Raw genomic sequence first — 13,325 nt, forward strand, 5'->3', positions numbered from 1 at the left:
CGTAGTGGGCCTGCTCGGACGAGCCCGACAACGTGGCGAGCGTGCGTGCCAGGCGCCGTGTGCCAGGCGGGACTTTGCGGACACGCCCTAGGGCGTGCACGGCGCCGCCGGCCGTCCCGCGGGTACGGCCGGCGGCCCCCGTGCGGCCGCTCCCGGCCGGCGCCGTCAGTGCTGCGGGATGCGGCGCGGCGGCGGACGGTGCGGCGGTGCGGACGCCTTCTTGCGGGCCTCGTACTCGCGCCTGGCCTCCTCCGGGTGGCGCTGCCGCCAGTACGGGTTGTCGTGCGGGAGGCCGCCCGTCACCCGCCCGTACATGCCGAAGAAGAGCAGCAGCAGCCCCACCGCGAAGCTGAAGAGCACGTTGGACATCTTGAACGCCAGCAGGTTGCTGTCCGTGTCCAGCAGCGCCAGGTTGACGAAGCCGCTGACGAGGAAGGCCGCGCCGACGCAGATGTTGAGGGTGGAGGCGAAGTTCCCGCCGATGACCATGCCGATCAGCAGCAGCACGCCGACGCCGATCGAGATCGAGCTGAGCGCGCCGTTGGAGTTCAGGCCCGCGATGCGCTTGCCCGCCTGGGACAGGAACGACACGTCGTCGAGCAGTCCGAGGACGCCGAAGACGATCAGGACCAGGCCCATCAGGCCGGCGCCGAAGCGGTAGACCTTGCTGAGCCGGTTGTCGACGGGGAGGTGGTCGTCGAGCTGCATGGGCGCCTCCTTCGGGAGGTTGGCCGGTCCAGGACGCCACTGTCCAGGATAGGGCGGCCACCGCCGCCCGGCAGCGCGGCCCCGATACGCTGTGGCCATGCCTCGTTACGAATACCGCTGCAAGACGTGCGGCGCGACCTTCGAAATGCGCCGCCCCATGTCGCAGTCCGGCGCCCCCGCGCCCTGCCCCAAGGGCCACGGCGACACCGTCAAGCTGCTCTCGACGGTCTCGGTCGGCGGCACCGCCTCGGCCGCCGGTGGCTCCGCCGCCCCGGCTCCCGCGGGCGGCGGCGGGGGCGGCTGCTGCGGCGGTGGCTGCTGCGGCTGACCGCCCGCGCGGCGCGGGGGGACCGCGCGCGGGTCAGCGGCCTGCGGCGCGGTCCTCGCGGATGTTGGACACGACGCGGTTGACGGTCTCGCGCACCGCGGCCGTCTCGGTCAGGAACGCCCAGTAGTCCGGGTGCGCGCCCTCCAGGCCGGCCAGCGCGCGGTCCAGCCGGGCGACTGCCTCGTCCAGCGGGCGGGCGTGCCGCGGCTCGGGCTGCGTACGGCCCTGCATCGCCAGCCGCTGGGCGTCCCGGATCGCGAAGCGGGTGCGCTCCACCTCGGCCTTCGGGTCCCTGCTGACCTCGTTGAGGCGCTGCAGCCGGTCCCGCGCGGCGCCCACCGCGCCGTCCACGTCGTCCATCAGCGCGCGGACCGTCGCGAGCTTCGCGGAAGCCTGCGACCACGCCTGCGCGTCCCGCGCCCTGCGGGCCTCCGCGAGTGTCGCCTCCGCCTGCCGCACGGCCTGCGCGGCCTGCTCCGGCACCGGCTGGAGATCCTGCCAGCAGGCGAGCGAGAAGCGCCGCCGCAGCTCGCTGAGCACCGGGGCCACGCCCTCCGCACGCGTGCCGAGCGCCTGCACCCGGGTGCGCAGCGACACCAGGCGCTTGTCTATCTCCCGGGCCTGCTCCGGCAGCCGCGCCGCCTCGGCCCGTACCGCCTCCGCCTTGAGGCGGATGTCGTTCGCGCGGCGCACGGTGTCCTGGACGCCGTGCTTGGCGGCGCCCTCGTTGAGCTTGGTCAGCTCCGGGGCGAGCGCCGCGAGCCGGGCGGCGAGGTCGTCCGCGGCGAACCCGGCCGCCCGTACGGCGTCCAGCGCCTGGCTGGCGGCCAGCAGCGTCTGCTTGGCCTGCTCGCGGGCGGGGGCGAGACGGGCGAGCTGGGTCTCGGCCCGGTCCAGCAGCGGGGCCGTCTGCGCCTGGTAGCGCTCCAGCTCCTTGCGGACGCCGGCCAGGTCGTCCCTCGCGCGGTTCAGCTCGGCGACCGCACGGTTCGCCGCGCCGTGGTCCAGGTCGTCCCGGTCCAGGTCGTGGGCGTCGACGGTACGGATGTAGGCCGCGCTGACCTCGTCGATCCGGTTCTTGAGCGCCTCGAAGCCGGACAGCGCCCGGCGGGCCTCGGCGGACTGCTCGACCGCGGAGATCGTCTCGATGGAGATCTCCAGCTCCCGCTGCGCGGTGTCCAGCTCGTAGAAGGCCTCCGCGGCGGCGTCCTTCGCGGCCTGGGCCTCGGCGCGCACGTTGTCGCCGCGTCGCCACCACGAACGTGCCGTCGTCACGTTACGTCCCTCTCCCCGTGTCGCCGCCCACACCGTCGCGTCCCATCCTCCCACCCGTCCGCCCCGAACACACGGCCCGGTCCTTGTGCCGCCCGGCCCCCGTACACGCCCCGGATGCCCTTGCCGACCCGCCCCCGCGGCAAGGTAACCTGTGACGTCGCATTCTGCGGGGCGTGTAGCTCAGTGGTAGAGCGCCGCCCTTACAAGGCGGATGTCGGCGGTTCGAAACCGTCCACGCCCACCCCGGAAGACCGGTTCGCGGGCCCCTCTCGTCAGGACGACGGAGGGGCCCGCGGCGTTCCGGCGCACACGGGGCGCGCACGAGCGGGCGGCGCTCACACGGTGACGGTCTTGTACTCGGTGTACGTGCCGAGGCCGACCGCGCCGTACTCACGGCCGGTACCGCTGGCCTTGAAGCCGCCGAAGGGGCCGTCGAAACCGATGGGGGCGCCGTTGACGGTGACCGTGCCGGTGCGGATCCGGCGGGCGACGGCGAGCGCGTGCTCCTCGTCGGAGGACCACACGCCGCCGGACAGGCCGTACGCGGAGTCGTTGGCGATACGGACGGCGTCGTCCTCGTCGTCGTAGGCGATGACGACCAGCACCGGACCGAAGATCTCCTCCTGCGCGATCCGCATGGAGTTGTCGACGTCGGCGAACACCGTGGGGGTGACGTAGTTGCCCTTCTCCAGGCCCTCGGGGACCTGCGGGCCGCCGGTGACCAGGCGGGCGCCCTCCTCGATGCCGAGCCGGATGTAACTGCGCACGCGCTCCTGCTGGTCGGGGCGGATCATCGGGCCGATGAAGGTGTCCCGGTCGCCGGGGTCGCCCACCTTCAGAGACTCCACCAGATCCTTCAGCGCGGCGACGACCTCCTCGTAGCGGCCGCGCGGGGCCAGGATCCTGGTCTGCGCGATGCAGGACTCGCCGTTGTTGAGCAGCGAGGCGAACTTCAGGCCCGCCACGGCCTTCTCGATGTCGGCGTCCGGCAGGATCACGACCGCGGACTTGCCGCCGAGTTCCAGGCTGACGCGCTTGAGCTGCTCGCCCGCGATGGCGGCGATGCGGCGCCCGGCCCGGGTCGAGCCGGTGAAGGCGATCTTGTCGACGTCCGGGTGGGACACCAGGTACTCGCTCGTCTCCCGGTCCGCGGGCAGCACGCTGACCACGCCGCCGGGCAGCCCGGACCGCTCCAGCAGCTCGGCCAGAAAGCCCATGCTCAGGGAGTTCTCCGGGGACACCTTGAGGACCACGGAGTTGCCCGCGAGGAGGGCGGGGATGATCTTCGAGGTGGCCGAGGAGAACGGTGAGTTCCACGGGATCACCGCGGCCACCACGCCGACCGCCTCACGGCGCACGACGCTGCGGAAGGGGGACTCCGGGTCGGAGGGGGCCAGGGTCTCCTCCCAGCCGAACTCCTCGGCGGCCTTCAGGTAGGCGTTCGCCTGCCGGGTCAGTCCGGGCTGCCCCGCCAGCGTGAACCAGCCGGCGGAACCGTTCTCCAGTGAGATCAGACGGGCGACCTTCTCCGCGTTCTCCTCCCGCAGCGCGTTGAACCGCCGCAGGACCGCGATCCGCTCCGCCGGCGGGGTCAGCCGCCACCCGCCGGCCTCGAACGAGGCGCGTGCGGCGGCCACCGCACGGTCGACGTCGGCCGGCTGCGCCTGGGCCGCGCGGCCGATCACCGACCGGTCGTGCGGCGAGGTGATGTCGAGCAGTTCGGGGCTGCTCGGCGCCTGCCAGGAACCTCCGATGAAGAGCCGGTCGTAGGTGATCATGTGCCTTCTCGCTTTCCGTCCGCTCGGACCTTGCCGTTCAACTGTCACTTCAACGTAGCACTTCTCTAGCTCATGTGCACACTCATGTCGCGGAAAGTGGGTCATCCTCTACGGTGCCGGTACTCTTGACGTATGAGAGCTGATGCCGCGCGGAATCTGGAGGCTGTTCTGGTGACGGGTGCGCGGATGCTTGCCGTGGATCCGGGGGTGAGCATGGCGGGGATCGCGGCGGAGGCGGGGGTGGATCGCCGGACGGTGTACCGGCGTTTCGCGTCGCGTGAGGAGTTGCTGGCGGCGGTGTACGAGGCGCGGTTGTCGGCGGTGGAGGGGGCGATCGCGGATGCGCGGCTGGGTGAGGCGCCGGTGGCGGTGGCGTTGCACCGGTACGTGGAGAACGTGATCGGGGTGAACCGGAAGTGGCCGGTGGATCTGGCGCGGATGCTGGCCGACGACGCGGTGCGGGCGCGGCGGGACGCGTGTGTGCGTGATGTCGAGGCGTTCCTGCGCCGGGCCACCTGCGAGGGCCTGCTGCGTGAGGACCTCCCCCCGGGATGGGCCGCCACCGTCCTGCCCGAGCTGGTGACCCTGGCGGCGCACGGGCAGGCGCACCGCGACGCGGGCCGTGCGGCCGACCTGGTCGTCGAGTCGTTCCTGCGCGGCGCGGGCGCGGCGGGCGCGGCGGTCCGCCCGGCCGGGTGACGTCGAATGCCGCCCGGGCGGACGGCGTACGTCCGCGGGCTGCCGCCCCCTCCGAACCGCCCCGGCGCGGCTGTCCCGTGCGGCCGCGGTGGTGTGCGCGTCGTGCCGTCACATCACCGGCTTGACGGGTGACGCGTCGTTCTGGCAGATTCGTCACCAGTCAGGGCGGTGACATTCTCCGGTGCGACCGGGCCGCCCCCTGTGAGGACACCTGGAAGGGGTCTGTCGTGGTAAGCATCAAGGGTGGACGCAAGCGGGTCGTGACGGTCGCGGCCGCGACGCTCACGGCAGGGCTGGCGCTCGGCGCGTTCGCCCTCGGCGGCACCGCCAACGGCGCGACGGGGAACGCCGCCCGCGCCGGGCACGCCAAGCCGACGATCGTCCTGGAGCACGGCGCGTTCGCCGACGGCTCCAGCTGGAACGGCGTCGTCACCGCACTGCGCGCCGACGGCTACCCGGTCGTCGCCGCCGCGAACCCGCTGCGCGGCCCGGCCTCCGACGCGGCCGCCCTGCGAACGGTCCTCGACCACATCGAGGGGCCGAAGATCCTCGTCGGCCACTCCTACGGCGGCGACGTCATCAGCGAGGCCGCCACCGGCGACGCCGACGTCAAGGCCCTCGTCTACGTCGCCGCGTTCCTCCCCGCCCCCGGGGAGAGCGCGCTGGAACTCACCGGCAAGTACCCGGGCTCCACCCTCCCGGACGCCCTGGACCCGGTCACCTTCACGCAGCCCGACGGCAGCACGGCGACCGACCTGTACATCCGTCAGGACAGCTTCCACCACCAGTTCGCCGCGGACGTGCCGGCCCGGCAGGCCGCGCTCATGGCCGCCGAGCAGCGCCCCATCGCGCAGTCCGCCCTGGAGGAGAAGGCCACCAGCGCGGCCTGGCAGACCACGCCGAGCTGGGACGTCGTCACCACGCAGGACCTGAACATCCCGGTCGCCGTGCAGCGCTTCATGGCCGCGCGGGCCCACGCCCACACCACCGAGGTGGCCGCCTCGCACTCGGTCGCGGTCTCGCACCCGAAGCTCGTCGCCGACGTCATCGAGCAGGCCGCGCGCGCCACCTCCCGCTGAGGAGGGGGGCGACGCCCCCTCCGCCCGTCCCGGCACCGGACCACGCCGGGCGGGCGGCCGGACACCGAGCACCCCACTCGGCCCGGCCGCCCGCCCGGCGTTTCCGCGCTCGTCCGCCGGTCCGTTCCGCCCGCTCCGCCCGCTCCGCCCGCTCCGGCCGTCCGCCGCTCCGGCCGTCCGCCGCTCCGGTCGGCGGCCGGCCCGGGAGTCCTTCGCCCGTCCCCCCGTTCGGCCGGCTGCCCGTTCACCCGCCCGGCTGCCTCGCGTTCGGCCGCAGCTCCGCCGGTCCGTCCGCCGATTCGCAGGGGCCGGCCGCCGGTTCGCAGGAGCCGTCAGCCGGTCCTGCCGTCCGCCCGGCCGCGGGCGCGCGGTGCCGAACGCGCCTCCGGCCGGCACCCCGCGGGGTGCCGGCCGGAGGCGCGTGGGCGAGGTGGTCAGGCGGCCCGGGCGGCGTCGGGGGTGGCGGCGCCGTGCCCGGGGGTGCGGGCGTCCCCGGCGGCGGGGACCGCGACCGGAGCGGTGGTGCCGCGCCCGGTGTGCGCGGGTGCGCTGCCGCCGTCCTCCTTCCGGACGGGCTTGAGGAAGAGGGCCAGCACGGTCCCGGCGGCGAGCGCGGGGGCCATCCACAGGTATCCGGTGGCGGTGGCGTGCGCGAAGGCGTCGAGCGCGGTGCCCCGCAGCGCCGCGGGAAGCTGCGCGATGGTGTCGGGCCGCCCGGCGTCGAAGCCGCCGGCGGCCGGCAGGTCGCGGACACGGCCGGCGAAGCCGGTGTTGAGCAGGGTGCCGAAGACGGCGACGCCGAAGGCGGCCCCGATGGAGCGGGCGAAGGTGACCACGGCGCTGGCGGCGCCGAGGTCGGCCGTGGACACACTGTTCTGCACGGTGGTCATGACGACCATCGGCACCATGCCGATGCCGATTCCGGTGACCAGGAAGTAGACGCTCAGTACGAGGGTGCCGGTGGCGGCCCCGACGGTGCTCAGCAGGAGCAGTCCGGCGAGGTTGGCCAGCAGGCCCGTGAGCAGGATCCGGCGCAGCAGTGCGGCGTGTGCGGCCCACCGCCCGGCCAGGGACTGGCTGACGACCAGGCCGGCGACAAGCGGGAGCATGTACACCCCGGAGAGGGTGGCCGAGACCCCGTGGACGATCTGCAGGTACGTGGGCAGGTAGACCAGCACCGCGAACATGGCCGCGTTGGCGGCGAAGCCGATCAGGGAGGAGAAGACCACGGTCCGCGAGCCGAACAGGGCCGGGGGCAGCACCGGGGCGGCGGCGCGGCGCTCGACGGGCACCAGCAGGACGGCGAGGGCGGCGGTGGCGGCGCTCAGCCCGGTGATGGCCGGTGAGGTCCAGCCCCAGCGCTGCCCGAACGAGGTGACCAGGACCAGTCCGGTGGCGATGGCGGCCAGCATCAGGGCGCCGGGGTAGTCGATGCGGGCGCGGGCCCTGCGGGTGGCGGCGGGCAGCGACCGCGCCGCGACGGCCAGGGCGACGGCGCCGACGGGCAGGTTGACCAGGAACGCCCACCGCCAGGACAGCTGGTCGGTGAACACCCCGCCGAGCAGCGGGCCGACGATGCTGGCGACTCCGTAGACCGAGCCGAACATGCCCTGGTAGCGGCCGCGTTCGCCCGGGGCGACGATGTCGCCGACCAGGGCGAAGGTCAGCACGATCATCCCGCCGCCGCCGACGCCCTGGAGGACGCGGGCGCCGATCAGCTCGGGCAGATTCCCCGCCAGGCCGCAGGCCACCGAGGCGAGCAGGAAGACCGAGGTCGAGGCCAGGTAGAGCCGCTTGCGGCCGAACATGTCGCCGAGCTTGCCCCACAGCGGGGTGACGGCGGTGGACGCGAGCAGGTAGGCGGCGCTGACCCACGCGATGTCGTCGAACCCGTTGAGGTCCTCCGCTATCCGCGGCAGCGCGGTCGAGACGATCGTCTGGTCCAGGGCCGCCAGGAGGACCGCCAGGATCAGCGCGGTCATGGCGGCGGCCACACCCCCGGGCCGGGGTGCTGCGGACTGCTGTGCCTTCGGCATCGCAGGTGCCTCTCGTGAAGGGACGGGTGGTGGTGCCGGTGGCCGGCGGAAGTGGCGACGCCTCATCCAATTGGCACTACCGGATTTATCTGTCACTCCACTGTAGCGTTTAATGAATGGATGTCTACTCATGCGAGGCGCTAGTGGTCCGAGATTGCACACCGCCCTACACTCGGTGGGATGAGAGCTGATGCCGCGCGGAATCTGGAGGCTGTTGTGGTGACGGGTGCGCGGATGCTTGCCGTGGATCCGGGGGTGAGCATGGCGGGGATCGCGGCGGAGGCGGGGGTGGATCGCCGGACGGTGTACCGGCGTTTCGCGTCGCGTGAGGAGTTGCTGGCGGCGGTGTACGAGGCGCGGTTGTCGGCGGTGGAGGGGGCGATCGCGGATGCGCGGCTGGGGGAGGCGCCGGTGGCGGTGGCGTTGCACCGGTACGTGGAGAACGTGATCGGGGTGAACCGGAAGTGGCCGGTGGATCTGGCGCGGATGCTGGCCGACGACGTGGTGCGGGCGCGGCGGGACGCGTGTGTGCGTGATGTCGAGGCGTTCCTGCGCCGGGCCACCGGCGAGGGCCTCCTGCGTGACGACCTCCCCCCGGGATGGGCCGCCGCCCTGCTGCCGCAGCTCATGCATCTCGTCGCCCGGCAGCTGCCCGACCTGAGCCCGGCGCAGGCGGCGGACGTCGTCGTCGACACCCTCCTGAACGGCGTCGGCGCGCGCTGACCGCGCACGGCCCCGCGGTGTGACGCCGTGTGAGGGCGGGCGCCGCCCGCTGCCTCGCGCACCCACGACGACGTCCCGGCCCGTGCCGCGGGGGCACGGGCCGGGACGTCGTTCCCGGGGGCGGGGGATCAGGCGGTGCGGGCGCCGGGCCGGCGCGTCCTCCAGCCCAGCAGCGCCGCCTGGACGACGAAGAAGAGGCCGCCACCGGTGGCGTAGACGGACAGCACGTCCAGCGACGGGTCGTCGCCCGCGGCCTGGATGTTGTAGAAGACGCCGACGAGGAACGACAGGCCCCCCGCGATCAGCATCGGCCACTGCGTGCCCAGTTCGGGGCCGCGCCGCCTGAGGCCCACGGCCACCTGCGCGGCCCCGGAGACGACGGCCCAGGCGCCGAACACGTGGAGCACCGGTGCCACACCGCCGGCGCCGGCGACGCCGACCGCGAGCGCGGCCAGCGTGCTCAGCGCCCCGTTGAACGCCGTGATGCGGCGGTCCGGGCCGTCGGCGGCCGACCGGTGGTCGATCAGCGAGGACACCGCGTCGATCAGCGGATAGGCGACCAGCAGGGTGACCGCCACCGCGTCGACGTGCTCGTGGGCTCCGGTGAAGGCGGCGGCCCACGCCAGGGCCAGGACGCCGCGGCCCAGGTACAGCCTCAGCAGGGAGGAGCGCAGTCCGGTGGCCGCGGGTCCCGCCGGCGCGGCTGTGTGCGTGCTCATGTTGTTCGGCCTTTCTCGGATCAGGGGGTCGTTTGCCGGCCGGTCAGTGCCGGGCCGGTGCGGCGCACCGGAAGCTGGAGGCCTCGGACGGGTCGCCGTGGCCGGTGTAGCGGGACACCTCGGGGTAGGCGCACAGGTCGCGTGCGTAGGTCTGGCCCCGGTCGTTGACGAGGGTGGCGGGCAGGGTCCCGGGCGCCTTGCCGTGCTCGACCCACGCGGTCAGTGCGCTGAGGCCGTCGGCCGAGCCGTCCTGGCCGTTCAGGCCGCAGTGGCTGGTGCCCGGCGCCAGGAAGAGGCGGTAGAAGTCGTTGACGCGCCTGCTGCCGCCCATCTCCTGCTCGACCTGCCGGCGGTACGTGACGGTGCCCTGCGCCGGGATGTACTGGTCGGCCTCGCCGTGCCAGCTCAGGAGCTTGCCGCCGGACCTGCGGAAGGCCGACAGGTCGGGGTCGTCGGTGCCGATGATCGTGTCGTACTCGGCCTCGGACTGCTGGAACAGCCGCGTGAACCGGCTGTAGGTGAGGGTGGAGACGTCGAAGGACGGGTCCTTCTCCAGCCACGTGGCGACCCAGGCCTGCGGCACCTGGAAGGGGCGGCCGCCGGTGACGTCGCCGTTGTCGTCGGTGGTGGTGCCCGCCAGGCCGGTCAGGTCGGCGCCGACCGGGACACCGGCCCACAGCTTCCGGCCGGAGGCGGTGCGCGGGCCGTCCCAGATCTTGCGGACCACGGCCGCGTCGGCCGCCGTGACCGTCAGCTGCCTGCCCCGGCACTCCACGGTGGTGCCGATGAGCCGCCGCGGGTCGAAGTCGCACTGCTGAGGGTCGTTGAGCAGGCCGTCCCTGACGCCGTCGAGGGCGTCGCAGGCCGCGACGGCCGCGTCGGTGAAGGCCTTGAACTCGCAGTCGGTGGGATAGGTCTTCTCGTTGTTCATGACGACCTGCGGCCACAGGGTGGCCACCTCGAACTCGTCCCAGTTGACCGCGGGCGCGTCGGCCAGGATGCCGTCGTAGTCGCCGGGGTGTTGCTGGGCCTCCATGTAGCCCTGGCGGCCGCCGGTGGAGCAGCCCGTGAAGTAGGAGTAGGAGGCGCTCCTGCCGTAGACCGCGCCGACGACCTCCTTGCCGACGACGGCCGCCTCGTGCTGCGAGCGGGAGGCGAAGTTCGCCAGCAGCGCGGTGTCGACCCTGCCGTCGGAGGTGAGCGCCCAGCTGGTGTCCAGCGCGTCCTTGACGCCGGCGTCGGTGGTGGTCGCCGCGTAGCCGTTCTTGACCGCCGTGGCCAGGCCGGGGCCGTTGTCCCCGGCCAGGAAGGCGGAGCCGCCGAGTGCCTGCAGGCGGCCGTTCCAGCCGTCGGCGGGCAGCCAGGTCCGCACCGTGGCGTGGTCGTTGTCCCCGGGGTGCGTGAGGGTGACGGTGACCTCGCAGTAGGCCGGGACGCCGTCGACGGAGCCGCCCAGGATCCCGGTCCCCCGAACGGTGCCGCCCGCCTGGCGCACGGCCGTCACGGACTCGACCGCGGTACCGGCCGGGGCCTGCACCGAGGGCGTCGTACAGGCGAAGGGCGCGGCGGAGCCGCCGGCCGGCGCCGCGGCCGAGGGGGTGGGGAGGTACACCGCGGCGGCCAGCGGCACACCGGCCGCGAGCACGGTGAGGAGCCGTTTGTTCATCGTTGTCCCCATCAGGAAGGAGGTGTGCGTCTGACGGCGGCAGCACGTGCGCTCGTCAGGCGGGGTGGGTGGTGGCGGGGCCGGCTGCCGCACGGCGTGTGATCCCCACACGTGTGCGGCCGTGCCCCGGCCGTGCGCTCCGGGACGTGCCCGGGCGCCGAAGACTGGTGTGACCGTATCACCAGTTAAGCCGGTGACGAAAGCAGGAGTGTCGTGCGGCGACCCCGACGAACCGGTGACGCGAACGGCGGCCGGGCGCCGGGCTCGGCCCCCTGTCCGCCGGGCGCCGGGCGCCGGGCTCGGCCCCCTGTCCGCCGGGCGCCGGGCGCCGGGCTCGGCCCCCCCGTCCGCCGGGCGCCGGGACCGGCGGCTCACGTCCCCGGGCGACCGGACCGGCGGTCCCCGGCGAGGGCCTCGCCGTTTGTTAGGCTTTCCGTGACGTAGATCGTGCAGCGAGGAGTGGCGGACATGGCGGGTGACGACGACATCTCCGGGTGAGACCCGGAGCTGACGGCCGACGGAGGCGCTCAGGAGCGCTGCCGCGGCCCGGTTCGTCGTTCCTTCTTCCGCCACCCGGTCCGGTGTGGACCGCGGTCGCCTCCTTCCCCGTCTGCCCAGGGCAGAGGTCTCCGTCTGCCCGCCACCTCTACGAGGTCGCCCCATGTCCGACGTCTCCGTCGTCTGCTCGAACCTGTCGTTCGCCTGGCCCGACGACACCCCGGTCTTCCACGACCTGTCCTTTACCCTGACCGCCGGCCGCACCGGCCTCGTCGCCCCCAACGGCTCCGGCAAGAGCACCCTGCTCAAACTCGTCGCCGGCGAGCTGCGGGCCTCCGCCGGGTCGCTGTCCGTCGGCGGCACGCTCGGCTACCTGCCGCAGACCCTCCCGCTGACCGGTGACCTCAGCGTCTCCGAGGTGCTCGGCGTCGCCCCGGTGATCCGCGCCATCGACGCGGTCGAGGCGGGGGACGTGAGCGAGGAGCACTTCACCACCATCGGCGACGACTGGGACATCGAGGAGCGCACCCGCGCCCAGCTCGACCGCCTCGGCCTGGCCCACCTCGCCCTGGACCGCAGCCTGGCCACGCTCAGCGGCGGCCAGGTCGTCTCGCTGGGCCTGGCCGCCCAGTTGCTCAGGCGCCCGGACGTGCTGCTGCTCGACGAGCCGACCAACAACCTCGACCTCGACGCCCGCCACAAGCTGTACGACGCGCTGTCCGACTTCACCGGCTGCCTGCTGCTGGTCAGCCACGACCGCGCCCTGCTCGACCGCATGGACCGCATCGCCGAGCTCGGCAGCCACGAACTGCGCTTCTACGGCGGCAGCTTCACCGATTACGAGGAGGCCGTGCGGGCCGAGCAGGAGGTCGCGGAGAAGAACGTCCGGAACGCCGAGCAGGAACTCAGGCGCGAGAAGCGGGAGATGCAGCAGGCCCGCGAACGCGCCGAGCGGCGCGCGAGCAACGCCGCCCGCAACCTCAAGAGCGCCGGGCTGCCCCGCATCTTCGCCGGCACCATGAAACGCGGCGCGCAGGAGTCGGCCGGGCGGGCGGGCCAGATGCACGCCGCCCGGGTCGGCGAGGCCAGGGCGCGGCTCGACGAGGCCGGGCGCGGGCTGCGCGAGGAGCAGCGCATCACACTGGACCTGCCCGACACCCAGGTGCCGGCCGGGCGCACCCTCTTCCTCGGCGAGGGCCTGCAGATCCACCACGCGGGACGCCCGGTGTTCGCCGGCGGCGGCGCCGACCTGTCGGTCCGCGGCCCCGAACGCATCGCCCTGACCGGCCCGAACGGCGCCGGCAAGACCACGCTGCTGCGCCTGATCGCCGGCGGGCTCACCCCGGACAGCGGGGAGATCAGGCGCAACGACGGCCGTGTCGCGTACCTCTCGCAGCGCCTCGACCTGCTGGACCCGGACCGCACCGTCGCGGAGAACTTCGCCGACTTCGCCCCGGAACGGGCCGAGGCCGAGCGGATGAACCTGCTCGCCCGCTTCCTCTTCCGCGGCGCCCGCGCGAACCTGCCCGCCGGCGTGCTGTCCGGCGGGGAGCGGCTGCGCGCCACCCTGGCCTGCGTGCTGTGCGCCGAGCCGGCTCCGCACCTGCTGCTGCTCGACGAACCGACGAACAACCTGGACCTGGTCAGCGCGGGCCAGCTGGAGAGTGCCCTCGCGTCCTACCGGGGCGCGTTCGTGGTGGTCAGCCACGACGAGCGGTTCCTCGCCGCGATCGGTGTGAACCGCTGGCTGCGGCTGGCCGACGGGGTGCTGGAGGAGACCGGGGCGCCCGCGGTGTGAGCCGGCGGTGTGTGCCGT

11 protein-coding genes and 1 tRNA gene are annotated in these 13,325 nt (G+C 73.8%); 6 read left to right on the forward strand and 6 right to left on the reverse strand.

The genetic code is table 11. From position 1 onward, the window contains the following. Nucleotides 1-165: 165 nt before the first annotated feature. On the reverse strand, nt 166-708 hold the full coding sequence (locus ACH4SE_RS32435) for a DUF4383 domain-containing protein (RefSeq protein ID WP_398547122.1): 543 nt from the start codon (nt 706-708) through the stop codon (nt 166-168). A gap of 97 nt (nt 709-805) precedes the next feature. Between ACH4SE_RS32435 and ACH4SE_RS32440 the strand changes: the two genes are divergently transcribed. Further along, nucleotides 806-1,036 carry a zinc ribbon domain-containing protein gene (locus ACH4SE_RS32440; protein ID WP_398547123.1) on the forward strand — a complete coding sequence of 77 codons (231 nt, stop codon included), beginning with the start codon at nt 806-808 and terminating at the stop codon, nt 1,034-1,036. Nucleotides 1,037-1,069: 33 nt separating this feature from the next. Here the strand turns inward: ACH4SE_RS32440 and ACH4SE_RS32445 are convergent, their stop codons facing one another. Further along, nucleotides 1,070-2,311, reverse strand: a complete 1,242-nt coding sequence (locus ACH4SE_RS32445; protein ID WP_398547124.1) for a hypothetical protein — start codon at nt 2,309-2,311, stop codon at nt 1,070-1,072. A 169-nt stretch (nt 2,312-2,480) separates the two neighbouring features. Between ACH4SE_RS32445 and ACH4SE_RS32450 the strand changes: the two genes are divergently transcribed. Continuing rightward, nucleotides 2,481-2,552 (forward strand) — tRNA-Val (locus ACH4SE_RS32450). Between the two features lie 94 nt (nt 2,553-2,646). Here ACH4SE_RS32450 and ACH4SE_RS32455 read toward each other — a convergent pair. Then, nucleotides 2,647-4,089 carry an aldehyde dehydrogenase gene (locus ACH4SE_RS32455; protein WP_398547125.1) on the reverse strand — a complete coding sequence of 481 codons (1,443 nt, stop codon included), beginning with the start codon at nt 4,087-4,089 and terminating at the stop codon, nt 2,647-2,649. Nucleotides 4,090-4,221: 132 nt separating this feature from the next. Between ACH4SE_RS32455 and ACH4SE_RS32460 the strand changes: the two genes are divergently transcribed. Then, complete coding sequence (locus ACH4SE_RS32460; RefSeq protein WP_398547126.1) at nt 4,222-4,788, forward strand: TetR/AcrR family transcriptional regulator; 567 nt, start codon at nt 4,222-4,224, stop codon at nt 4,786-4,788. 227 nt (nt 4,789-5,015) lie between these two features. Beyond that, complete coding sequence (locus tag ACH4SE_RS32465; protein WP_398547127.1) at nt 5,016-5,867, forward strand: alpha/beta fold hydrolase; 852 nt, start codon at nt 5,016-5,018, stop codon at nt 5,865-5,867. Nucleotides 5,868-6,301: 434 nt separating this feature from the next. Here the strand turns inward: ACH4SE_RS32465 and ACH4SE_RS32470 are convergent, their stop codons facing one another. After that, nucleotides 6,302-7,849 (reverse strand): MDR family MFS transporter, encoded by a 1,548-nt coding sequence (locus tag ACH4SE_RS32470; RefSeq protein WP_398547128.1) that lies wholly within the window; start codon nt 7,847-7,849, stop codon nt 6,302-6,304. Between the two features lie 288 nt (nt 7,850-8,137). On the opposite strand from ACH4SE_RS32470, the gene ACH4SE_RS32475 reads away from it, so the two are divergent. Beyond that, nucleotides 8,138-8,626, forward strand: a complete 489-nt coding sequence (locus ACH4SE_RS32475; RefSeq protein ID WP_398547233.1) for a TetR/AcrR family transcriptional regulator — start codon at nt 8,138-8,140, stop codon at nt 8,624-8,626. Between the two features lie 128 nt (nt 8,627-8,754). On the opposite strand, the gene ACH4SE_RS32480 is transcribed toward ACH4SE_RS32475, so the two are convergent. Together ACH4SE_RS32480 and ACH4SE_RS32485 are read right to left on the reverse strand one after the other, a co-directional pair. Then, nucleotides 8,755-9,345, reverse strand: a complete 591-nt coding sequence (locus ACH4SE_RS32480; RefSeq protein WP_398547129.1) for a DUF308 domain-containing protein — start codon at nt 9,343-9,345, stop codon at nt 8,755-8,757. A gap of 43 nt (nt 9,346-9,388) precedes the next feature. Beyond that, complete coding sequence (locus ACH4SE_RS32485; RefSeq protein WP_398547130.1) at nt 9,389-11,011, reverse strand: DUF6351 family protein; 1,623 nt, start codon at nt 11,009-11,011, stop codon at nt 9,389-9,391. 661 nt (nt 11,012-11,672) lie between these two features. Here ACH4SE_RS32485 and ACH4SE_RS32490 point away from each other — a divergent pair. Beyond that, nucleotides 11,673-13,307, forward strand: a complete 1,635-nt coding sequence (locus tag ACH4SE_RS32490) for an ABC-F family ATP-binding cassette domain-containing protein (RefSeq protein ID WP_398547131.1) — start codon at nt 11,673-11,675, stop codon at nt 13,305-13,307. The last annotated feature ends 18 nt before the right edge of the window (nt 13,308-13,325 follow it).

The sequence above is a fragment of the Streptomyces sp. NPDC020983 genome (assembly GCF_044333485.1).
Taxonomy (GTDB): domain Bacteria; phylum Actinomycetota; class Actinomycetes; order Streptomycetales; family Streptomycetaceae; genus Actinacidiphila.